At 51.9% G+C, this 22,059-nt stretch carries 17 protein-coding genes; 7 read left to right on the top strand and 10 right to left on the bottom strand.

The annotated features are described in order from the left end of the window. Positions 1–12: 12 nt before the first annotated feature. Positions 13–585, bottom strand: coding sequence for a hypothetical protein (locus J9260_RS06760; protein WP_210220258.1), 573 nt, complete (start codon positions 583–585; stop codon positions 13–15). Between the two features lie 181 nt (positions 586–766). Here J9260_RS06760 and J9260_RS06765 point away from each other — a divergent pair, with 181 nt between their 5' ends. The 7 genes from J9260_RS06765 to folK all read left to right on the top strand — a co-directional run bounded on the left by J9260_RS06765 (position 767) and on the right by folK (position 6,805). Continuing rightward, positions 767–1,006, top strand: a complete 240-nt coding sequence (locus tag J9260_RS06765) for a helix-turn-helix domain-containing protein (protein ID WP_210220259.1) — start codon at positions 767–769, stop codon at positions 1,004–1,006. 9 nt (positions 1,007–1,015) lie between these two features. After that, positions 1,016–1,933 carry an SPFH domain-containing protein gene (locus J9260_RS06770; RefSeq protein WP_210220260.1) on the top strand — a complete coding sequence of 306 codons (918 nt, stop codon included), beginning with the start codon at positions 1,016–1,018 and terminating at the stop codon, positions 1,931–1,933. A 203-nt stretch (positions 1,934–2,136) separates the two neighbouring features. Continuing rightward, complete coding sequence (locus J9260_RS06775; protein WP_210220261.1) at positions 2,137–3,687, top strand: 2-isopropylmalate synthase; 1,551 nt, start codon at positions 2,137–2,139, stop codon at positions 3,685–3,687. 311 nt (positions 3,688–3,998) lie between these two features. After that, on the top strand, positions 3,999–4,484 hold the full coding sequence (locus J9260_RS18650) for a uracil-DNA glycosylase (RefSeq protein WP_246499668.1): 486 nt from the start codon (positions 3,999–4,001) through the stop codon (positions 4,482–4,484). Continuing rightward, on the top strand, positions 4,474–4,935 hold the full coding sequence (rimI, locus tag J9260_RS06785; protein WP_210220262.1) for a ribosomal protein S18-alanine N-acetyltransferase: 462 nt from the start codon (positions 4,474–4,476) through the stop codon (positions 4,933–4,935). The genes J9260_RS18650 and rimI overlap by 11 nt, the downstream gene beginning before the upstream one ends. A gap of 98 nt (positions 4,936–5,033) precedes the next feature. Continuing rightward, complete coding sequence (gene pcnB / locus J9260_RS06790; protein ID WP_210220263.1) at positions 5,034–6,317, top strand: polynucleotide adenylyltransferase PcnB; 1,284 nt, start codon at positions 5,034–5,036, stop codon at positions 6,315–6,317. Next, positions 6,314–6,805 carry a 2-amino-4-hydroxy-6-hydroxymethyldihydropteridine diphosphokinase gene (folK, locus tag J9260_RS06795; protein ID WP_210220264.1) on the top strand — a complete coding sequence of 164 codons (492 nt, stop codon included), beginning with the start codon at positions 6,314–6,316 and terminating at the stop codon, positions 6,803–6,805. The genes pcnB and folK overlap by 4 nt, the downstream gene beginning before the upstream one ends. Before the next feature lie 17 nt (positions 6,806–6,822). On the opposite strand, the gene J9260_RS06800 is transcribed toward folK, so the two are convergent. The 9 genes from J9260_RS06800 to J9260_RS06840 form a co-directional block, all read right to left on the bottom strand. Beyond that, complete coding sequence (locus tag J9260_RS06800; protein ID WP_210220265.1) at positions 6,823–10,281, bottom strand: DEAD/DEAH box helicase family protein; 3,459 nt, start codon at positions 10,279–10,281, stop codon at positions 6,823–6,825. Positions 10,282–10,421: 140 nt separating this feature from the next. Continuing rightward, on the bottom strand, positions 10,422–11,561 hold the full coding sequence (locus J9260_RS06805) for a restriction endonuclease subunit S (protein WP_210220266.1): 1,140 nt from the start codon (positions 11,559–11,561) through the stop codon (positions 10,422–10,424). Further along, positions 11,558–13,054: a type I restriction-modification system subunit M gene (locus J9260_RS06810; protein WP_210220267.1), complete on the bottom strand. Its 1,497-nt coding sequence runs from the start codon at positions 13,052–13,054 to the stop codon at positions 11,558–11,560. Before J9260_RS06810 ends, J9260_RS06805 begins: the two co-directional genes overlap by 4 nt. Positions 13,055–13,227: 173 nt before the next feature. Beyond that, positions 13,228–15,117 (bottom strand): propionyl-CoA synthetase, encoded by a 1,890-nt coding sequence (locus J9260_RS06815; protein ID WP_210220268.1) that lies wholly within the window; start codon positions 15,115–15,117, stop codon positions 13,228–13,230. Positions 15,118–15,139: 22 nt separating this feature from the next. Beyond that, positions 15,140–16,318: a 2-methylaconitate cis-trans isomerase PrpF gene (prpF, locus tag J9260_RS06820; RefSeq protein ID WP_210220269.1), complete on the bottom strand. Its 1,179-nt coding sequence runs from the start codon at positions 16,316–16,318 to the stop codon at positions 15,140–15,142. Between the two features lie 129 nt (positions 16,319–16,447). After that, complete coding sequence (gene acnD / locus J9260_RS06825; protein ID WP_246499670.1) at positions 16,448–19,051, bottom strand: Fe/S-dependent 2-methylisocitrate dehydratase AcnD; 2,604 nt, start codon at positions 19,049–19,051, stop codon at positions 16,448–16,450. Between the two features lie 139 nt (positions 19,052–19,190). Next, complete coding sequence (gene prpC / locus J9260_RS06830) at positions 19,191–20,339, bottom strand: bifunctional 2-methylcitrate synthase/citrate synthase (protein ID WP_210220270.1); 1,149 nt, start codon at positions 20,337–20,339, stop codon at positions 19,191–19,193. A gap of 15 nt (positions 20,340–20,354) precedes the next feature. Next, positions 20,355–21,251 (bottom strand): methylisocitrate lyase, encoded by an 897-nt coding sequence (prpB, locus tag J9260_RS06835; RefSeq protein ID WP_210220271.1) that lies wholly within the window; start codon positions 21,249–21,251, stop codon positions 20,355–20,357. Next, the gene (locus tag J9260_RS06840) at positions 21,199–21,918 is read right to left on the bottom strand and encodes a GntR family transcriptional regulator (protein WP_210220272.1); all 720 of its coding nucleotides are present in this window, start codon (positions 21,916–21,918) and stop codon (positions 21,199–21,201) included. The genes prpB and J9260_RS06840 overlap by 53 nt, the downstream gene beginning before the upstream one ends. Positions 21,919–22,059 lie beyond the last annotated feature (141 nt).

The raw sequence follows: 22,059 nt of genomic DNA on the forward strand, positions 1-22,059 counted from the left end.
TGATATGCTTACTTATACATCAGATAATGTGTAAGTAATGACAACCGCTTTGGCCACGTCAGCAGCACCGGAGAATGCCATCATATCACCATCTGCTTTCGGACCAAGTGTGTAGGTGAATGTTCCTGATGCATCTTTTTTGTTAAGAATACCCGTGACTATATCGACGGATTTGATTGCATCAACTAGATCGCTTGCCACAGGTGTACCTGCACTGGTTATGGGCGTTATCGTTAACTTCCAGTTTGTAGGTAATTCTGTTGCGATACTTGCTGTTAATTTCCGTGCGGCACTACTACCTGCTTCGCTATTGGAGCTAATTTTTAATGCTTGGGGTGTTGATGTTTGCGCATCAGCCGTTTTGAAACCGTCACCAGCATTGGCGGGTACTGGCATAGTGAGAGCAACATCAGCATCCGTAACTTGTAGCAGTGCGACTTCTGGAACAATGATATTAACAGTTTGTTTGTCTACAGCGTCGTCGTTAGCACCATTGTTGAGGTCACTATTCGCATCGTAAGCAGCGAAAGCAGCGGGTGCGGCGAGGATTGCTGCGAGTGATAGCACGAGTAGTTTCTTGTTCATAATCAAACCCTAAATTGTTGTTGAATTATTGGAAGTTGTTTTGTTTTTAGAGGTCAAAAGTTAACCTGAGCGAATCATACACAAAAAAGTGTCAAATGGGCTTGACGATCTGTTGCTATTACTGATAAAAATATAGCCATATAAAAGATTGATAATGAGTTTTTAGCAGGGGGGCTTCTTTATGTCGGCACAGGCATTGTCTTTATTTTTGCTTCAACAGATGCGCAAGCAGGGTCTGTCTAATACACAAGTAGCACAACAGGCGGGAATTTCTCGGCAAACATGGTATAACTTATTGAATTCAGGTATAAAAGAAACCAAAATTTCAACCTTGATTCGGGTGGCTGAGGTACTTGAAGTGCGCCCATTGCAGTTGTTGGATGTCTATTTTGGTGGACGTGTTTCTGGCTTGGCTGCGTGACCTAATCCCATGACTACTATTAATCAATTTTATTATGAAGGGTTGTTTGTGGCGGCAGCAGGCGTATTGATGCTCTTGGTGTACGTGCTGTATTTTCGTCCGTCAGTGGGTGCTGCTTATTTGCGAACAGGCTTGGGAAAACCGGTATTGCTATTACAGCAAGGCGCATTTGTGATTCCCGGTTTACACCGTTTAACGCAACTTGATCTGCAAACCCGCAGTTTGGAATTGATCTTGTCGGGTGAGGATTCCTTGCGCACTAAAGATTTGCTACGAGTAGACATGAGCCTGATTGCTAGTGTGCGTATTGAGGCAACCCCCGAACAGCTTTTGAAAGCGGGTAGTTTGTTGCAAAAAGACGGATGGCAAAATTTGATTTTGTGGTGGGAAACTGAATGCAAAGGTGTGGTGGCGACGTTGGTTGCGGCGACAACGTTGGAACATTTGCATCAACAACGCCAGTCGATGCTTGAGCGTTTAACACCTATTTTAGAGTCACGTTTGCAGATTGACGGTTTGCAGTTGATTGCGTTGACGATACCAATGTTAGCCGAAACCGAGAGCCGCTATTACGACACAGCTAATTGGATGGATGCTAAAGGCTTGGCGTTGTTGGAACAACTGCGTTGTGATTACCGTAAACAATGCCACCTGCAACGTCGTGAGACGGAGTTGATGGTACGTCGCACCGATTTTGAAAGTGCCTTGCAGTGCATGGAGTGGGAGCGCGGGGAATTCGTGGCGCGTTTGCAGCACGTGCGTTTTAAAGCTGAAGCTGATGCGAAAGCTGATCAGGAGCTGGAGGAAATTTACGTGGCTAAAGTATTAGCATCTGAAATGATTCAGCGTGATGTGACGTTAACACGTTTGCAAACACAGCAGGAATTGGCTGCGGCGCGTTCGGCATATCAATTTAGCATTACTTGAACTCAACCCACATTTGGTGTAGCGTCAGCACCATGAATACGACACGTTACCCATTCCTGCTCTCCTACCTGCGACTGCCCTGCTGGGCGGCATAAATTCCTACGCCCGGCGGGGCAACACGCGCTATCATTACCCACCAGATATTTCGTAGATAGGTTGCCTGTCAACACTAACGCACGCAGGCAGCCGTTTGGAGCAAACTCATGTCAAAACAACGTTTAATCATTTTCGACACCACTTTGCGCGATGGCGAACAAAGTCCGGGTGCTTCCATGACGCAGGAAGAAAAAATCCGCATCGCCTTGATGTTGGAAAAAATGCGTGTGGATGTTATCGAAGCCGGTTTTCCGATTGCCAGCCCCGGCGATTTTGAGTCGGTGAAAGCCATTGCCGGGATTGTCAAAGACAGTACCGTGTGCGGTCTTGCCCGCGCTTTGGATAAGGATATTGACCGTGCGGCGGAAGCGATTAAAGCCGCCAATTCCGGGCGTATTCACACGTTCATTGCGACTTCACCGATTCACATGCAAAACAAATTGCGCATGACCCCCGATCAGGTGGTGGAGCAGGCTGTTTATGCAGTGAAACGGGCGCGTAACTACACCGATGATGTGGAATTTTCCTGCGAAGATGCCGGGCGTTCTGAATTCGAGTTTTTATGCCGCGTGATTGAAGCCGCGATTGATGCGGGGGCGCGAACCATCAATATTCCAGACACGGTTGGGTATCAGATTCCATCGGTGTTTGGTGATATTGTAGGCAGATTAATTCAAACCATCCCGAATGCCGACAAAGCGATTTTCTCGGTGCATTGCCATAATGACCTCGGCTTGGCAGTGGGTAATTCCTTGGCAGCGGTGATGCAAGGCGCACGTCAGGTGGAATGTACTATCAATGGCTTGGGCGAACGTGCGGGCAATGCCTCGTTGGAAGAAATCGTGATGGCGGTGCGCACTCGTGCCGACGTATTCCCGGTTGAAACGCGCATTGACGCGACGCATATTGTGCCGACTTCACGCTTGGTTTCCAGCGTTACGGGCTTTCCGGTGCAACCTAATAAAGCGATTGTGGGCGCGAATGCGTTTGCCCACGAATCCGGGATTCACCAGGATGGCGTATTAAAGCATCGCGAAACTTACGAAATTATGCGTGCGCAAGACGTGGGTTGGAGCGATAACAAAATCGTCCTCGGTAAGCATTCTGGGCGTAATGCCTTGAAAACCCGCTTACAGGATTTGGGGATTGAATTGGCTTCCGAGGCGGAACTCAATCTTGCGTTCACGCGCTTTAAGGATTTGGCTGACCGTAAACACGACATTTTCGACGAAGATTTGATGGTGTTGATGATGGATGCACGTTCAGGTCAGGCCGATGCGATTTACGAATTGGTGTCTTCCCACGTGTGTTCGACCACTGGCGAAGCTCCAGAGGCGCGGGTGACGTTAAGAGCCAATGGCGTGGAAAATACCGTTACTGCCATCGGCGGCGGCCCAGTGGATGCGGTGTTTAAATGCATTGAATCCGTGGTCGGCGAGTCAGCAAATTTGACCCTGTATTCGGTAAATAACATCACCAGCGGTACAGATGCACAAGGCGAAGTCACGGTGCGTTTGGAAAAAGCCGGACGCATTATCCACGGGCATGGTGCGGACACCGACATTGTGGTGGCTTCCGCGAAAGCTTACGTGGATGCTTGGAATAAACTCGCCAGCCAAAGCCTGCGTGATCATCCGCAACACCATCAAGGGGTGTAACTAAGGTGGATGCGGGGCTACGCCAGCGGTATATGCAGGTGATGGGGATTCCGGTATGGATGCCTAAAGATGCCCCTCACCCCCCATCCCCCTCTCCCTCAAGGGGAGAGGAGGGGCAAGAGGCTGTGCTCACTAACTTAACATCTCTTTATCCTTCTTCGCTCCCCTCTCCCCTTGAGGGACGACCCGATGAGGGGTTGGGTGCGGGGCAGGGGGGGAGGGGTTCTTGCTCCCATCTCTCATGGCAAGACCTCCGCGCCGCCGTCCAATCCTGCACCCGCTGTGCTCTAGCCAAAACCCGCACCCAAGCAGTGTTTGGTACGGGCGATGTGCAAGCGCGTTGGATGATTATTGGTGAGGCTCCCGGTGCGGATGAAGACCGGCGCGGTGAGCCTTTTGTCGGGCGGGCAGGGCAGTTACTGAATAATATGCTGGCAGCTATCGGTTTGCCGCGTGAATCGGTGTACATCGCTAATGTGCTGAAATGCCGCCCACCGAATAACCGCGATCCGAAAGTCGACGAAGCCGCGAATTGCCGGGGCTATTTAGAACGTCAGATTGAATTGGTGAATCCCACCCTGATTTTGGTTGTCGGGCGGATTGCTGCGCAAAATCTGTTACACACCGATGCGCCGTTAGCGCGGTTACGCGGCAAACAACACCGAGCACCCGTCAGCGGTACACCCGTTGTGGTTACTTATCACCCTGCGTATTTACTGCGCCAACCCGCCGATAAGCGCAAGGCGTGGGAAGATTTGCAGTTTGCCCGCGAAATATTGGCTACTCATGTTAACTGATCCTGATTTTTTGCCGTTACGTCCGATGACGGAAGCCGACCTCGCGGCGATTATGGCGATTGAGGCGCGTGCGTTCCCGTTTCCTTGGACAGCACGTATTTTTGCGGATTGCCTCAAACACCATTATTCGTGCTGGATTTATGAAGAAAACGGCGTGTTGACGGGTTATGCAGCGATGATGTTCGTGATGGATGAAATGCATTTGCTGAATATTTGCATCGATCCTGAACGTCAAGGCAAGGGTTTGGGGAGCCGTTTATTAAGCACTTTAGAACGTATTGCCCGCGCTGCCAACGCGACAATGTGTTTTTTGGAAGTGCGTCAAAGTAATTTTTCTGCAATCCGTTTGTACCTCAATACCGGTTTTAATGAGATCGGGGTGCGCAAAGGTTATTACCCAGCCTTAGTGGGGCGCGAAGATGCGATTGTCATGGCAAAAACCTTGTTGTGAAGTGTTGTAAAAAAGTTGCATGTAGGGTATGTGTTGAGCTTGTGTAGTGGTATTATTACCACTTTTCTTCCCGGAGTTACGGCATAACCGTGTCTGAAATGGAATTTGTAATTCATCCCGATAAAGTTTGTGGTCGCGCTAAAGACGTGATTCGGCGTTTGCAAAAAGCAGGCTATGAAGCGTACTTGGTGGGCGGTTGCGTGCGTGACCTCCTGCTGAATTTGACCCCTAAAGACTTTGACATTGCCACCAGTGCCCGCCCGGAAGAAATCCGTAAATTATTCAGCTCATGCCGTTTAATCGGGCGGCGTTTCCGGCTGGCACACATTTACTTTGGGCGCGATTATTTGGAAGTGGCTACTTTCCGCGCTCCGCATGATGATAGCGACGATGGCGGTAAAGTGAACGATGCTGGGCGCATTATTCACGATAACGTTTATGGTACGCTGGAAGAGGATGTGTGGCGGCGCGATTTCACCATTAACGCTTTGTTTTATAATCCATCCAACGGTGAGTTATTGGATTGCGAGGGTGGTTTGGACGATTTGCGTCATGGCAGAATTCGCTTGCTAGGTGATCCCGAACAGCGTTTCCGCGAAGATCCGGTGCGTTTGCTGCGGGCGTTGCGCTTTGCGGCGAAACTCAATTTCAAGCTGGAACCGAGTATACGCGATTTGATTGCGCCGCTGGCAATTTTGCTTGAGGGTATTTCTTCCGCACGTTTATTTGACGAAATCATTAAGTTATTGCACAGCGGTCACGGTTTGGCGACTTACCGTTTGTTGCGTGAATACGGGGTATTGCCGCATTTATTACCGTTGACAGCGGAAAGCCTTGAGGAAGATACCACGGGTAATTTTGCGCGGATGGTTGAGTTATCATTGACCAATACTGACGAGCGCATTACTGAAGGGCGTTCGGTTATGCCTGCGTTTTTGTACGCAGTGTTGCTGTGGTACAAGGTTTATCAAGCGTCTGAATTAGAGCAAAGCCAAGGTTGCCCGGAAATGCAGGCATTGCAGATTGCGGCGACAGATGCGTTGCGTGATCAGGTTGATTTTACTGCTGTGCCGCGCCGTTATAGCAATATTACCCGTGAAATTTGGGCATTGCAGACCCGTTTCCGTTATCACGATTTACGCCGTGCTAATGCTTTGTTGGGGAATCCGCGTTTTCGGGCAGCGTATGATTTTCTGTGCCTGCGGGCGCAATCCGGTGAAGACCTGCAAGACGAATGCGAATGGTGGACAACCTTTCAGCACGCGACCCCGGATGAGCGCATTGATTTGTGTAAAGCGATGCAGCCACCGAAAGGGCAACCCCGCCGCAAAAAACGCCGTCGCAAAAGTAATACCATCAAGGTGAGTGTTGCGCCGGAATGAGTGCGGTGCGTTGTTACATAGGGTTAGGCAGCAATCTTGGTGATCCGCTGGCTAACCTGCATTCTGCCATTGCCCACCTCGCCGCAAGTCCGGGAATCACCCTGCGCGGCGTATCACGTTTTTACACCAGCAAACCGATGGGGCCGCAAGATCAGCCCGATTACGTCAATGCAGTCGCGGCACTCGACACCGAGCTGGGTGCGCACGCCGTATTGCAAGTGCTGTTTAGCGTGGAACGTGCTCATGGGCGGGTGCGTGATGCGGCATTACGCTGGGGGGCGCGAACCTTAGATTTAGACTTGCTGCTGTACGGTAATGCTAGGATTGCGGACGCGGATTTGTGCGTGCCGCATCCGGGTATCTGCGAACGCTCGTTTGTGGTGTTACCGCTGCTTGAACTGATGCCGGGTGGGGTATTGCCGAATGGCAAAGCGGTGCGCGATTGCCGGGAAGCGTTGGCGTGCGATGATCTTTATCCGTTGAGGTAAGATTGCATTTTAATGGATCAAGCAGCTTTCTGAATTTTCGGGCTGGTATTCTCCAGCGCATCAAACAAGCCGTCGATCACGTTATCCTTACCCGCAAACAGTGCATCGGGGCCGCCCGCGTGCAAGCTGGTAAAAGGTGCTTCATACAGTGCGCTGGACTCCATAATCCCGCGAGCGGTCAGTTGTTCGATGATCATTTCAATGAAGCGTATTTGTGCTGGGGTCAGGCTTTTATCATGCAGGAATTGTGAAAAGGCTTCGTGTGCTGCGCTGTGATCCATTCCCACCATACTACGCACGAAATGCGGGAGCGAAGGGGCTTCATGGCGGGCTAATAAATCCGAAAACAAGGCATTGCCTTCATCTTCACCGATCTGGATCAAAGTGGTTTCCAAGCCTTGCAAATCGGTTTCGGTCAGTGCCTTGTTGGTGCGCAGCCGATGAATCACAAGGCTATCCAGATGGGAACGCAAGTAATCTTTGACCTTTTTATCGTATTGGGTACTGGTCATTTTTGGCATGTCAAAGGGCGCATCCTTTTTGATGTCCAGAATCTCGTCTTTGAAGTTGGTGTAGACAATCTTGCGCTCTCGTTTGTCAATGAATGGCACGAGCGCACGTAGGCGAATGCGTAAATCTTCCAAAATGTCAGCGTTAATGTCCTCCCAAAACGTTGGCTCCTGTAACGCTTGTAAATAACTGATTTGTGTTTTGACAGCGGGGATGTTGGTTTTTTCTTCCAGTCGTGTGGCAATGTCCAACACTTTGCGGCGGTGCGTTTCAAAGGTTCTGGCATCGCCTTGCAGCAGGGCGACTTGCATCCGCAATACGTTGAGATCGAACATGCGTGATTCAACGTCATCGGCTTCTGGCTGGAAAGGTAACTGCGCCACTTGTTGGTGCAAGGTTTGGCAATCTTCCTCGCTGAGTTTGTCCCAATTGGCGCGTTCCTGAAAACGTTCTACTGCACGGGTGTGTTGGCGCACGATGAAATTCTCGCGGTTCATGGCGGCAACGGCGTTGAATAGACCGTTTTTCAAGGTGTTTAGCAGCGAGGTGTTCCCTTCGGCGATGTTCCCTTCGACTCCGCTCAGGGAACGACGGGGCGTATTCGTTGGCTGAGCGGAGTCGAAGCCAGCCGAAGCCTGTAACGCTGCCAGCAATTGCACCCGTGTTTGGAATAGGCGCGAACCTAATGAAGCACTCGTCCCCGCTTCAATGCCTTGCGGTTTTTCGCGGAAGAAATCGAAGTTGAAACAGAAATCAAAAATGCGGAAATTCTGTTTGTCTTCACCCGGCGCGAATAGATCAGGGCATAGGCGTGTGCCGCGTCCGATCATTTGCCAGAATTTGATGCGTGAGTAAACGGGTTTGAAAAACACCAGATTCAGCACTTCAGGTACATCAATGCCGGTGTCGAGCATATCCACCGAAATGGCAATGTGCGGGGCTTTATCGGCTACCGAGAAATCATCTATCAGGCTTTGCGCGTATTTCACTTCATTGTCGATAATGCGGGCAAAATGGCCTGCATGTTCCGGGTAATGGTGATTGAAGCGTGATTCAATGAATTGCGCGTGTTTGTGGGAGCGGGCAAAAATGATGGTCTTACCGAGACGATCATTGCCTGCAACTTTATGCCCATGTTCCATCAGGTGTTTGAGTACCTTGTCGGCGGTGTCGATATTGAACAACCACTGATTGATGGCGGTGGCATTCACTTTTTTGGGCATACGCTCACTGCCATCTGCATTATCGCCCCAGTCGGTACTCTCCCATTCTTCTTTTTCTTCATCTGACAGCGAGTCGTAATCAATGCCGTCACGCGGGAAACGCAGATTCACTTGCTCCACTTTGGGGCGCACTAAAAACTCGTCCCGTATCGCCTTTTCCAGTTCATACGCATCAGTCGGCACACCCGGTTCCAACTCGAACAGCTCATAGGTGTTTTTATCCACCTGTTCACGCGGGGTGGCGGTCAAACCGACCAGCAAGCTATCGAAGTAACTGAAAATGGAACGGTATTTCTGATACACCGAGCGGTGGGCTTCGTCGATGATAATCAGGTCGAAATAGCCCACCCCGAAACGTGCCTCGCCACTCTTGCCTTGGGTTTCGTTAATCAGCCCCATCATGGTGGGGTAGGTGCAAACGTACACGCGCCCTTCGGTGTCTTTTTCTGTGACCAGATTGACCGGGCTGGAATCGGGTAAGTGCTTTTTGAAGGCATTCGCGGTTTGTTTCACCAGTGATACGCGGTCTGCCAGAAACAGCACACGTTTGATCCAGTTGGCACGTTGTAACGCGTCGACCAGCGCAATCGCGGTGCGGGTTTTGCCCGTGCCGGTTGCCATGACCAGCAAGGCTTTACGGCGCGATTGGGAAAATTGTTTGCAGATGCTGCCGATGGCGCGTTTTTGGTAATAACGCCCGGCAATTTCTGCATTAACCAGCTTGGAATCGAGTGGCTGGCGGTTGCTGCGGCGTAAGATCAGGCTGCCCAGGGCGGCTTTGTTGTAGAAACCACTGACCTGACGCGGCGGATATTGGGTGTCATCCCATAGCCATGTGTCATAACCGTTGGTGTAGTAAATGATCGGGCGTTGAGCGTGCATTTGCTCCAAACAATCGGCGTAGAGCTTGGCTTGCTGTTGCCCTTTTGCAGGGTCAACGGTGGTGCGTTTGGCTTCAATTACTGCCAAGGGTTTGCCATCGTCGCCCCACAATACATAGTCAGCGTAGCCGATGCCTTGATTATTGGGCATTCCGGTAACTTCATACTCACGGTCACGCTTTTGGTTCAATGACCAACCCGCGCGGCGAATTTCCACGTCGATCAGGTAAGCGCGGGTGTCGGCTTCGGAATAGTCGTGGGTATCGGTTTGTTGCGCGGCTTGTTGGTGCAGTTCGGCGAGTTGCTGGCGTAGGGTTTGCAACTCTTGATTGAGTGCATCGGCGGCTTGTTGTTGTTTGAGGGCTTTTTCACTTTCTGCGGCAAGCTGTTTTTCGAGTGCTTCGAGTTGCTTGCGTGGCACAACTGCATCGGGGGAAAGGGGGCGCGGGACGAGTGCATCATCCCAGTCGATGGCTGGGGGCAGGGGGCGGGTGTAGTTGCGGGTTAGCCAGTAGGCGATATGGTGCAACTCTTTGACCAGTTGCAGCGCGTCGAGTTGACGGACTGGAGCGGGGTTATGCACGGCCTGGTTGCCAATCCGCTGGATTGCTTTGGCTTTGTGGAAGAGTTGCTGCGGAATGAGGTTTTGAAAATCCGGCTCGTGTAACAGGCTATTGAGCGAGTGATCGTAGGGCATCCGCAGGGTGTTGTCGTAGCGGTAGAGCCAATGCACAGCGGCTTCGAGGGCAAAGCGCGCATGGAAACAGGCGGCGCGTGGGTCGCCGTGGATGTGGCTTTCGGCTTTTTGTGCGGCCTGTTTAAGTTCCTGAAACTGATTCGGCACAAAGGCGAAGTTGCTCATGCGATAGCCCTTACAGCAAGCAAAATGAATGATGAGCCGATAATAACACTTATTTTCTTAGATGAAAGATTGAGCTTGGCTTCGACTCCGCTCAGGTTACGGAGTTACGCCCGTTGCCTGAGCGGAGTCGAAGGCGGTAGTTACAGTTCGCCGTTGAATGCGCGTTGCTGAAGCGAGGCGAATAGCGTATCCAACTCTAATAGGTGTTTATTTAAGCGTAATTTCTGTAGTTCGATGGACTTTGAAATCATGGCGTATTGATTTTGAAGATATTGGGGCGGAACTATAAGAGATAGTTCTTGGATGTCTTTATTGCTTATATTTGCTTGACGAACTCCACGATCATTCTTGACCAACATATTTTTAACATCTTTATTTCTCAGATAATGAAAAAGAAAGTTCTTATCAATACTTTTGTTTGGTTTTATTTCGGCAACCCTTTGATTTAAAAAATATTTTTCTGACCGCCCCTTTAATAGTGTGACATTTCCATAATCATTTTTTCCAATGGTTCCAGTTAGACTCATCAATAATGCACCATCTTTTATGATAAATCGATCATATTTTTCAATAAACTCAATAGGCAAATGCATGATTTTGTCGCCATCAAAATCTTGCCTATTAACCTCTCCAATTCTTATCAAAGGAACTCCATTTTTTTCAGGTAAATAGTCATCACTTTTAAAAGCAAACCCACCTTTTACTTGTGCAGTTTCGGTTAGTTTTTTTACTTCCCACCCCTTCGGATTCTCCACCGGATCGCCAAACATTTCCAAAAACGTCGATTGCAGCAGCAAATCCAGTTCCGCAATGGACTGGCGGCGTTGAGTACGCAAAGCATCGGCAGCATCGAGAATAGCGGCGATGCGTTTTTGTTCGGGGAGAGGTGGGAGAGGGACTAACTCACCATGTACCAAGTTTCGGTTAAGTGTTGGAACACCCGCACCTTCTACAAATCGATCAAGTTTAAATGACTGTAGCATGTAATAAACCCATCTTGGGTTATTTCCGTGAAAATTAGTTACGTATAATGCTGTATTTAAAGGCCAATAATCTTCTTCTGTATAATGGACTTTTCCAATTGTTCCAGATCTGCCAGTTATAACACCAGGAGCTTTTATTTTTACATCGTCATGCGAGCCATTTTTACCATTGGCTGCATAGATCGGTACATTGCCAGAGTTTCGTTGACTGACAGGTAAATCATAACCTCTTTTCAGTGTTGAAATATCTTTGAGAGGAACTAAAGGCCATGATTTGGCATTTCCAAACCAATTCATAACAAGCCCTCTAAGGCTTTCTGACCTTTGGTAATTTCTTCTTCGAGTTTTGCCAAGCGTTCGAGTATGACTTTCGGCGCGTCATACGTGACTTTTTCGTGTTTCACTTCTTTGTAGCGGTTGATGGAGAGGTCGTAGTCATTCGCGGCGATTTCTGCCTTGGGAACGAGGAAACTTTTGTCGGTACGTTTGCGTTGGCTTTCCGTCTCCCCATCGCGTTCTTTCCACCGTTGCAAAATATCCGGCAAATCGGACTTGTCCGGTTGCGGATTGCGCTTGTCATCCAGCGAGAACCCATCCGCCTGCATATCGTAAAACCAAACCTTATCCGTGCCGCCCTTGTTGGTTTTGGTAAAGAACAGAATCGCGGTCGATACCCCCGCATACGGCTTAAAAACGCCCGAAGGCATCGACACAATCCCATCCAGCTTGTGCTTTTCCACGATCATTTCGCGCAATGCCTTATGTGCATTGCTCGAACCAAACAGCACGCCATCCGGCACAATCACCGCCGCCCGCCCGCCGGTTTGCAACAACCGTAAAAACAACGCAATAAACAGCAATTCGGTCTTTTTGGTTTTCACCATTCGCTGTAAATCTTTCGCGGTGGACTCGTAATCCAGACTGCCCGCAAACGGCGGATTCGCCAGAATCAGCGAATAGGTTTCGCTATCATCGCCTTCATTATCGCCGCGTTCCGCCAGTGAATCCTTATAACGAATATCCGGGTTATCCACCCCATGCAGCAGCATATTCATGCTCCCAATCCGCAACATGGTGTTATCAAAATCAAAGCCGAAAAAGGTTTCTTCCACATACTGCTTGCGGCTTGCCGCATCGCGGTAAATCTCAGTGCGGTGATGTGCTTGCATATATTCCGCCGCCGCCACCAGAAACCCCGCCGTCCCACACGCTGGGTCACAAATCGCATCTTGTGGCGTAGGCGCGGTCATATCCACCATCAGCTTGATGATATGGCGCGGCGTGCGGAACTGCCCGTTTTGCCCCGCACTGGCAATCTTGCCCAGCATGTATTCGTACAAATCGCCCTTGGTATCGGCATCACTCATGTCGATGCTATCCAACTGATCCACCACGTTCGACAACACACGCGGCGACGGCATGGTAAACATGGCATCCTTCATGTGCTGGCTGTAAGTGTTTTGCGTGGCTTCCGCATCCGCCGTGTTCTGCCCCAGCGTTTTGATGAACGGGAACACCTGATCACGCACGGTAGCGAACATCACATCAGGATTCATTTCCTTGAAACGTGACCAGCGCAACGCGGTTTGTTCCTCACTGAAAATCGGGTTTTCCAGCGGCTTGCGGGTACGGTTTGCCTGTTTTTCCTTGAGGGTGTGCAACTCATCCAACCGCTTAATAAACAGCAGATAGGTAAGCTGTTCAATCACCACCAGCGGGTTGGAAATACCGCCTGACCACATCGTGTCCCAGATTTTGTCGATTTTGGATTTGAGTTCGCCCGTGATCATAGGGTAAGCGTCCTTGTTGGCCTGTGCCGAAATGAAGAGAGGGACGGGATTATAGCGTTAGAGAGGGGATAAAAGGCAGGTTTCCTTGATGTTCCCTTCGACGATGCTCAGGGAACGCTAATTCTTGTTCCCCCTCTACCGCTTGGCGGGAGAGGGGGCAGGGGGTGAGGGTCTTACCCAATCACACCTTTCTCACGCAACAACGCTTCAATCTCCGGCATAATCGTCACGTCATCAATGGTGGAAGGCACCACATACGGCTGCCCATTCACCATCTGCCGCAAGCTCTTGCGCAAGGTCTTGCCCGAACGGGTTTTCGGCAAACGCTTCACGATGTGGGTTTCTTTGTAGCAAGCAATCGCACCAATGCTGCTGCGGATCATCTGCGTCAGTTCCTTCGACAAGGTTTCCTCGTCGATGTCCGCACCCGTTTTCAGTACGACCAGACCCATTGGCACTTGCCCTTTCAGGTCATCATCGCGTGCAATAACGGCACACTCGGCAACAGATGGATGCCCGCCCACGACTTCTTCCATCTCGCCAGTAGACAAACGATGCCCCGCCACATTCATTACGTCGTCCACGCGACCCATGACGAATACATAGCCGTCTTCGTCGATGTAGCCGCCGTCGCCGCTGGCATAATAACCATCAAAGGTTTGCAGATAGCTGGATTTGAACTTCTCGACATCGCCCCAAATAGTGCAAAGGCAGCTTGGTGGCAATGGCAGTTTCAGCGCAATGAAACCCTGTTCATTTCTGCCCAACACCTGCCCGTTTTCGTCCAGAATCTGCACATTGAAACCGGGGGTCGGCATGGTGGAAGAACCGAGCTTGACCGGCATTGGCTCAACACCTTGCAGGTTGGCCGTAATGCCCCAACCCGTTTCGGTTTGCCACCAATGGTCAATTACTGGCTTGCCGGTTTTTTCCATCATCCACTCTTGGGTCGGTGGGTCAAGGCGTTCGCCCGCCGAGAAGATGGTCAGCAAGCTGCTGGTATCGTATTGCTTGATCAGATCCGCATTCGGGTCATCTTTTTTGATGGCACGGAACGCGGTTGGGGCAGAGAACAAGCCTTTCACGCCGTACTCTTCGGTAATGCGCCAGAATGCACCCGCGTCAGGAGTCATGACCGGCTTGCCTTCGTACACAATCGTGGTGCAACCGCGCAGCAATGGCGCATACACGATATACGAGTGACCGACTACCCAGCCCACGTCAGACGCAGCCCAGAACACATCACCGGGGTTCATATTGTAAATCGCCTGCATACTGTAGTTCAGTGCGACGGCATGACCGCCATTCTCACGCACCACGCCCTTAGGTTTGCCGGTTGTGCCGGAGGTGTAAAGAATGTACAGCGGGTCAGTGCCTTTCACGGATACGCAATCCGCCGGAGTAGCCGTTGCCATCAACGCATCCCACTCGTAGTCACGCCCTGCAATCAGTGGGGAAGTGGCTTGCGGACGTTGGAAAATAATGCAGCTTTGCGGTTTGTGTGCAGACAAATCAATCGCTTTGTCGAGCAGTGGTTTGTACTCAATTACACGCTTGATTTCGATCCCGCAAGAGGCAGAAATCATCACTTTCGGTTGTGCATCTTCAATCCGCTGTGCTAATTCCGGCGCAGCAAACCCACCAAACACCACGGAATGGATTGCGCCCAAACGCGCAGTTGCCAACATGCTGATCACCGCTTCGGGGATCATCGGCATGTAAATGATAACGCGGTCGCCTTTTTCCACGCCCAACCCAGCCAACATACCCGCCGCTTTAGCGACTGCATCGCGCAATTCGGTATAGGTGTAGGTTTTCTTGGTGTCAGTAACCGGCGAGTCGTAAATGATCGCTACTTGATCGCCACGCCCGTTTTCAACGTGATAATCCAGCGCCATGTACGCAGTGTTCATTTCACCATCGGCAAACCAATGGAAAATGCCGTGTTCGTCTTGCGACAGGATTTTCTCAGGGGCTTTGAACCACTTCAGGGCTTCAGACTTTTCTTTCCAGAAACCTTCTGGATCGTTCATCGAGCGGTCGTATTCTGCTTGGTAACTCATTGTAATCTCCTCCTCCTAACTATTAAAAACTGTCGCCCGGAATGCGTACCCAGCCTTCCATCAACACCCGCGCACTGCGGCTCATCACGACTTTTTCCACTTTCCATTCGCCGTTGGTTGCGCTAGCAGCCGCACCCACTTTCAACGTACCGGAAGGGTGTCCGAAGGTCACGACACTGCGATCACCACCGCCAGCGGCGAGGTTCACCAAGGTACCGGGAATCGCAGCGGCTGTACCAATCGCTACCGCTGCCGTACCCATCATCGCGTGGTGCAGTTTGCCCATCGACAAGGCGCGAACGTTCAAATCAATGTCGGTTGCGTTGATCTGTTTGCCACTGGATGAAACATAAGCTTCGGGCTTGCCAACAAACGCGACTTTAGGCGTGTGCTGACGACCTGCCGCTTCCGCGACATCCGTAATCAAGCCCATTTTCACTGCACCGTAAGCGCGGATGGTTTCAAACATCGCCAGCACTTTGGCATCGCCGTTGATGGCTTCCTGCAATTCGCAGCCGGTATAACCAATGTCTGCCGCGTTCAAAAATACGGTCGGGATGCCCGCATTGATCATGGTAGCCTGGAACGTGCCAACACCCGGTACTTCCAGCTCGTCCACCAGATTGCCAGTGGGGAACATCGCGTCAGTGGCATCCACCGGGCTGATGAATTCCACCTGTACTTCAGCCGCCGGGAAGGTCACGCCATCCAGCTCGAAATCGCCGGTTTCCTGCACTTCGCCATTGGTCATCGGCACGTTAGCAATAATGGTTTTCTGGATGTTTTTCTGCCAGATGCGTACCACGGCAATGCCGTTTTGCGGTAAGCGTTCGGCATCGACCAAGCCGTTATTGATGGCGAAAGAGCCAACCGCAGCAGTCAGGTTGCCGCAGTTACCACTCCAGTCCACGAACGCCTTGTCGATGGCAACCTGCCCAAACAGGTAATCCACGTCATGGTCGGGCTGCTCACTTTTCGCCAGAATCACGGTTTTGCTGGTGCTGGAAGTCGCACCACCCATGCCATCGGTTTGCTTGCCATACGGGTCGGGGCTGCCGATCACGCGCAACAGGATTGCGTCACGTGCAGCACCGGGGACTTGCGCCGCTTCGGGCAAGTCGGTCAGGTTGAAAAACACACCTTTCGATGTGCCGCCACGCATGTACGTAGCGGGGATTTTGATTTGGGGGACATGGGACATAATTATCCTTTCCTGTTAATCGTTTTCCCTCACCCCAACCCCTCTCCCAGAGGTAGAGGGGCTAAGAGAAGAGGTCATTATCTTGCTCCCCCTCTACCTCTGGGAGAGGGGGCTGGGGGGTGAGGGTCTTTAAGCCGCTCCTTCCAAAAAATCCTGCGCAAAGCGTTGCAACACACCGCCAGCGTTGTACACGCGCACTTCCGCAGCAGTATCCAAACGGCAAGTCACCGGAATCCGCACGGTTTCGCCATTACGACGGTGCATGACCACGGTTAGGGTTGCACGCGGGGAAATGTCGCCTTCCACATCATAGCTTTCCGTACCGTCGATAGCGTAAGTCTTGCGCGTTTCGCCCGCTTTGAATTCCAGCGGTAATACGCCCATACCGACCAAGTTGGTGCGGTGGATGCGCTCGAAACCTTCGGCAACGATGGCTTCAACACCTGCCAAACGCACGCCCTTAGCCGCCCAGTCACGGCTTGAACCTTGACCGTAATCCGCACCCGCGACAATGATCAGCGGTTGCTTGCGTTCCATGTAGGTTTCGATGGCTTCCCACATGCGCATGACAGTGCCTTCCGGCTCGACACGTGCCAATGAACCTTGCTTCACGTTGCCATCCACCACTGCCATTTCATTGATCAGCTTGGGGTTGGCGAAGGTGGCACGTTGCGCGGTCAAATGGTCACCACGGTGGGTGGCGTAAGAGTTGAAGTCTTCTTCCGGCAAGCCCTTTTTGTGCAGGTATTCACCCGCCGCACTGTTCAGCATAATCGCGTTGGAAGGCGACAAGTGGTCAGTGGTGATGTTGTCTGGTAATACAGCCAGAGGCAGCATTCCTTTCAGGGCGCGCTCACCTGCCAATGCACCTTCCCAATACGGGGGGCGACGGATGTAGGTGGACATGGGACGCCAGTCATACAACGGGCTTTTTGCCTGTTCAATCACACCCAAATCAAACATCGGGATGTAGATTTGTTTGAACTGTTCTGGCTTAACGGAGGCGGCAACGATTGCGTCGATTTCTTCGTCAGCAGGCCAGATGTCTTTCAGCGTGATGGGGTTGCCATCTTTGTCCGTGCCTAGCACATCTTTTTCGATGTCGAAACGGATCGTACCGGCAATTGCGTAAGCCACTACCAGCGGCGGGGACGCGAGGAACGCTTGCTTGGCATACGGGTGGATACGCCCGTCAAAGTTACGGTTGCCCGACAATACAGCGGTCGCGTACAAGTCGCGGTCGATGATTTCTTGCTGGATAACCGGGTCGAGTGCGCCCGACATACCGTTACAGGTAGTGCAAGCAAACGCGACGATACCGAAGCCCAGTTGTTCCAGTTCCGTCAGCAAACCCGCTTCTTTCAGATACAGCTCAGCAACTTTAGAACCCGGTGCGAACGAAGATTTGACCCACGGTTTACGTACCAGACCCAGTTTGTTGGCGTTGCGTGCCAGCAAAGCAGCGGCAACCACGTTACGTGGGTTGGAAGTGTTGGTGCAAGAGGTGATCGCGGCGATGATTACTGCGCCGTCTGGCATTTTGCCTTCAGCTTCTTCGGCTTGCGCTGCTGCCAAATTCACCGCAATACCGCGTTCTGCTAGGTCAGAGGTTGGCAAGCGGCGGTGCGGGTTGGAAGGGCCAGCCATATTGCGCACGACAGTAGACAGGTCGAATTCCAGTACGCGCGGGTATTTGGCGTTAACCAGTGCATCCGCCCACAAGCCGGTGGCTTTGGCGTAGTTTTCAACCAGCGCGACTTGCTCAGGTTCACGCCCCGTCAGTTTCAGGTAGTCGATGGTTTGTTCGTCGATGTAGAACATGCCCGCAGACGCGCCGAATTCCGGGGTCATGTTGGAGATGGTCGCACGGTCGCCGATGGTGAGGTTTTTCGCGCCTTCGCCAAAGAATTCCAGCCAAGCAGAAACCACACGTTCCTTGCGCAGGAATTCGGTGATGGCCAGCACGATGTCGGTGGCGGTGATGCCGGGTTGACGTTTGCCGGTCAGTTTCACGCCGATAATGTCTGGCAGGCGCATCATGGAAGGCAGACCCAACATGACGGTTTCGGCTTCCAGACCACCTACGCCAATCGCGATAACGCCGAGTGCATCAACGTGTGGGGTGTGGCTGTCTGTGCCGACGCAGGTATCAGGGAACGCCACGCCTTCACGCGATTGAATCACCGGAGACATTTTCTCCAAGTTGATTTGGTGCATGATGCCGTTGCCCGCTGGGATCACGTCGACGTTTTTGAAGGCAGTCTTCGTCCACTCGATGAAGTGGAAACGGTCTTCGTTACGACGGTCTTCGATAGCGCGGTTTTTCGCGAATGCATCGGGGTCGAAACCACCGCATTCCACAGCCAGCGAGTGGTCAACGATTAATTGCGTTGGCACGACGGGGTTAACTTTCGCAGGGTCGCCGCCTTGGTCAGCAATTGCGTCACGCAAGCCTGCAAGGTCGACCAGTGCGGTTTGACCGAGGATGTCGTGGCAGACTACGCGGGCGGGATACCAAGGGAAATCGAGGTCTTGTTTGCCTTCGATGAGCTGCTTGAGTGAGTCAGTCAAGCTTGCTGGTTCGCAGCGGCGTACCAGTTGTTCTGCCAGTACACGCGAGGTGTAAGGCAATGTTTCGTAGCTACCGGGATGGATCGCTTCGATCGCCGCACGGGTGTCGAAGTAGTCCAGATTGGTACCGGGTAACGGTTTACGGTATTCGGTGTTCATCATTTAGTTAATCCTTGTTTTGTCCCTACGGGATACCCCTCACCCCAACCCCTCTCCCTCAAGGGGAGAGGGGCTAAGAGTGGCTTTTTTCTTGTTCCCCCTCGCCCCTTGAGGGAGAGGGGGCTAGGGGGTGAGGGGTTCTTCAACCTCGTTCTGCCAGCGGCGCAAACACCAGATTCTCTGGCCCCACGTAGTTGGCACTAGGGCGAATAATCTTGCCGTCTTCGCGCTGCTCAATCACATGCGCACCCCAGCCAGTCACGCGGGAGATGACGAAAATCGGTGTGAACATATCGGTCGGTACGCCCATTTGCCCGTAGGAAACTGCGGAGAACCAGTCCAGATTCGGGAACATCTTCTTCAGTTCCCACATCACGGATTCCAAACGATCAGCGATGTCGTACATCTTCATGTCGCCATTTTCTTCAGCAAGCTGTTTGGCAACGCGCTTGATCACTACGTTGCGCGGATCAGCAATGGTGTACACCGGATGCCCGAAACCGATGACGATTTCTTTCTTGGCAACGCGCTCGCGGATGTCCGCTTCGGCTTCGTCAGCACTGTTGTAGCGGGTTTGGATACGTTGCGCTTCTTCGTTTGCGCCGCCGTGTTTGGGGCCACGCAATGCACCGATTGCACCCGTAATGCAGGAATGCATGTCAGAGTTCGTCCCCGCAATCACCCGTGCAGCAAAGGTGGAAGCGTTAAATTCGTGCTCTGCGTACAGGATCAGTGAGGTGTGCATGGCACGTACCCACGACTCGCTAGGCTTTTCGCCGTGCAGCAGGTGCAGGAAATGCCCGCCGACGGTTTCATCGTCAGTTTCGACTTCAATCATATTGCCGTTGATGGCGTAGTGATACCAGTACAGCAGCATGGAACCGAAGCTGGCAATCATGCGGTCGATGATATTGCGGGCATCAGCGGCAGGGTGGTGTTCCTTTTCCGGCATACATGCGCCGAGCACGGAACAGCCGGTGCGCATCACATCCATCGGGTGAGTGGATGGCGGTAGTGCTTCGAGTGCTTGCTTGACGGGCATCGGCAGGCCGCGCAGTGATTTCAGTTTGCGCTTGTAGGCTTTCAGTTCAGACGCATTCGGCAGTTTGCCATGCACGATCAAGTGGGCAATTTCCTCAAACTCGGCTTGTTCGGCGAAGTCGAGAATGTCATAGCCGCGATAGTGCAGGTCATTGCCAGTGCGACCGACAGTGCAGATGGCGGTATTGCCTGCGGCTGTGCCGGACAGGGCGACGGATTTTTTGGCTTTAGGTAAAACTTGCTCTGACATACTTTCTCTCCTCTTTTATTCCGCGCCTTTCTCGGCAAACAATTGATCCAGTTTCTGCTCGAAAGCGTGATAGCCGATGGTGTCGTACAGTTCCATGCGGGTCTGCATGGTGTCGATCACGTTCTTTTGCGTGCCTTCGGTCAGCAGGTGGGTGTAAACGTTTTCAGCCGCTTTACACATGGCACGGAACGCACTCAGTGGGTACAGCACCAATTGCACGCCCACCGCTGACAGTTCAGCCGTGGTGTACAGTGGGGTAGCACCGAATTCAGTAATGTTTGCCAGTACCGGCACTTTAATCACCTTGGTGAATTCCGCGTACTGTTCCAGTTTGTTCATCGCTTCGGGGAAAATCATGTCAGCACCGGCTTCCACACACGCCATTGCGCGGTCGATAGCGGATTGCATCCCTTCTACTGCAAGGGCATCGGTACGTGCCATGATCACGAAGCTGTCATCAGTACGGGCATCCACAGCGGATTTCACCCGGTCGACCATTTCTTGCAACGAAACAATCGCTTTGTTGGGGCGATGACCGCAACGCTTTTGCATGACCTGATCTTCGATGTGGAAACCGGCAACGCCAGCCTGAATCATTTCACGAGTCGCACGGGCAATATTGAAAGTGCCACCCCAACCAGTGTCAACGTCAACCAATAGCGGTGCAGATGCAACGGCAGTAATGCGTTTAGCATCTTCCAGCACGTCGTGCAGGGTAGTGATACCAAGATCAGGAATGCCCAGTGAGGAAGCAGCCACGCCACCGCCCGACAGGTACAGGGCTTTGTGCCCGACCTTTTCGGCAATGATGGCACTGTTGGCAGTGACGGCCCCGACGACTTGCAGGGGAACGTGGTCTTTAACTGCCTGACGCAGTTTTTGACCGGGAGTAAGTGATTGTTTTGCTGTCATTTTCCTCATCCATCATTTGGCTAATACTTTTCCACGCGCCGCTGATATGGCGACGCATGAGGATTTCCGCCAATTCGCCGTCACGCGCAGTCAGTGCGTCGACGATATGGCGGTGCTGCTGCAAGGCTGGGCGAGTACGGCTTGAAAGTCGGCTGGTGCGGTAACGGCACATGCGCAACAATTGGTACAACTCGCCTGCCAACAGGTCGATCAACATCTGGTTACGGCTACCCAGTGCGATCTGGTAATGAAAGTCGAAATCGCCTTCGCTTTGGATATAAATCTGTCCGTCTGTGGCTTCGATTTGCTCGGCGTGTTTTTCGAGCAGTACCCGCAGCGTTTCAATTTCTGCATCCGTCATGCGTAAGGCGGCAGTACGGCACGCCATGCCTTCCAAGGCTTCGCGCACGGCATACAAATCCGCCATTATCTCGCGATCCAGCGTAACGACACGCGCCCCGGCATGGGGTATACGCTTGACGAGGCGCATTCCTTCGAGTTGACGTAATGCTTCACGTAAAGGGCCGCGCCCGATGCCGTAGCGTTCTGCCAACTCCGCTTCGTTTAGTTTTTGTCCTTGGAGGAGTTCACCTGTGATAATGGCTTGCGTCAAGCGCGTTGAAGCCACATCAGCCAGTGTCCCTTCCGGTGTGTGTAGTGCTAACATGGTGTTGTTCCTTAAGGTGGATTGTTGACAATCTCTAGGTTCATTATAACTATTTCCCCGAAAAAATGAACTATTTTTGTATTTTTGTTAACAAAAGTGTTTAAATGTTTACTTAACTGCGTGGTTTTCGATGCTGCAACG

Origin of the sequence: Thiothrix unzii, from assembly GCF_017901175.1 — a bacterium.
In the GTDB taxonomy this organism is placed as follows: Bacteria; Pseudomonadota; Gammaproteobacteria; order Thiotrichales; family Thiotrichaceae; genus Thiothrix; species Thiothrix unzii.